Below are 1,823 nucleotides of genomic sequence, written 5' to 3'. Positions count from 1 at the left end.
CATCACCATTGCCGCGCCGATCAGCTGGAACACCAACACGCTGACGCTCAGCGCCTTTCATTCCATCGTCTTCAATGCGAACGCCACGATCGGCGGCGTCGGCGGGTTGACGCTGGTCACCAACAATGGCGGCACCGGGGGCACGATTTCCTATGCCTTGGGTGCATCGGCGACCTTCACCGGCACGCCGGGAGCGCAGGCGCTGTCGATCGACGGCCAGAGCTACACGCTGATCTACGATGTCAACGGCCTGCAGGCGATCAACAGCGGCCTGACCGAACGGTATGCGCTGGCCAACAACATCGAGGCCAGTTCCACCTACTATTGGAACAACCTGCTCGGTTTCACCGCGCTGGGCACCGACGGCAACACCAACATCCAGAATGGCGGCAACGGCTTTACCGGCACCTTCGACGGTCTCGGCCATATCATCAACCAGATCTGGGTGCGGCAGATTCCGGCCAACTATGTCGGGCTGTTCGGCTATGTCGGCAGCACCGGCGTGGTGCGCAATGTCGGACTGGTCGACGCCTATATCAGTGGTTCGTACAACACCGGCGCAATTGCCGGCTTTAGCAAGGGTACGATATCGGGGGTTTGGGCAAGCGGCTATCTCGAAGGTGTCGCTGCCGTCGGCGGTCTCGTCGGACGCAATGAGGGCACGATCACCGGTTCGTTTTCGACGAACGCGGTGCGAGGACACGATGGCAGCCAGATCGGAGGCATTGCCGGTTTCAACAGCAGCACGATCAGCCAGGTCCATGCCAGTGGTTCGGTTGTCGGTGGCGACAACATCGGCGGCCTGGTCGGGTTCAATGTCGGCGCCATCAGCGACGGCTATTCCACAGGCGCCGTGCTTGGACTTCTGGGCGCTACCGGCGTTGGCGGCAGCGTCGGCTTTTCCTGGGGCACGGTCACCAATGTCTATTTCGACACCACCACGTCAGGAACGACGACGGGCGTTGCCGGCCAAGGCGCTGCAGGCGTCACCAGCACCGGCCTGACCACGGCACAGCTGCAGGGCGGCGGCGCCACCAGCTTGAGCTCCGCTTTCGTCGGCGGAACCGGCGGTCTCTACCCGTATCTGAACAGTTTCTATCCAAACGGCATCCAGGCGATCTCCGGCATCGCCTACAAGGATGGCGGCATCACACCGCTCTCGTCGGCCACGCGACAGCCCTACTATGCAAAAAATCCCGGTTGGGTCACCGGCGTCTCGAACGGTGTCGACATCGGCACGGTGACCACGGGCGTCAACGGTTACTACTACATCGCCGTGCCGACCGGCTGGATATCGGACAGCGTGCTGGCCTACACCGTTCGCGATTCGCATCCGGACGACAGTTCCGGGGCTCAGAACGGCGTGACATTTCGCACCGGGCTTGCGGGCGGGAATGTCTCCAACCTGAACGTCTATGGCAACTGGCGTCTCGACGAGGCGGACAGTTCGATCACGTCTCTTTCGGCGCTGCAGGACGCCGCTGCAGCGACTGTCGGATCGACCTATGTCGGCAGCCTGTCCTTCGCCAACTGGCAGATCGAAACGGCGGCCACCACCTTCGCGATCGACCGGGCGGTGTCGATCGGCGCCGGCACGCTAGCGCTGTCGTCGAACGGCACGGTCACGCAGACGCACGGGCTGGCGGCGGCATCGCTGCTGCTCGGCGGCGCCGGCGACTTCAACTTGAACAATGGCGGCAACCAGATCGGCACGATCGCGGCCAATGCGGGATCCGTCAGTCTGTTCGACCTGGGTGGCTTTGTCGTCGGCGGCGTCATCAATGCGCGCGGCGTGGTCACGGCTGGTGCCACCACGACCGGCC

At 63.4% G+C, this 1,823-nt stretch carries 1 pseudogene; it reads left to right on the top strand.

Annotated features, from left to right (window positions below):
- Window positions 1-1,823: pseudogene (locus EN906_RS37565) on the top strand (hypothetical protein); the annotation flags it as partial.

The sequence above is a fragment of the Mesorhizobium sp. M7A.F.Ca.CA.004.06.1.1 genome (genome assembly GCF_003999135.1).
Taxonomy (GTDB): Bacteria; Pseudomonadota; Alphaproteobacteria; order Rhizobiales; family Rhizobiaceae; genus Mesorhizobium.
This window is presented reverse-complemented; position numbering and strand designations above follow the sequence as displayed.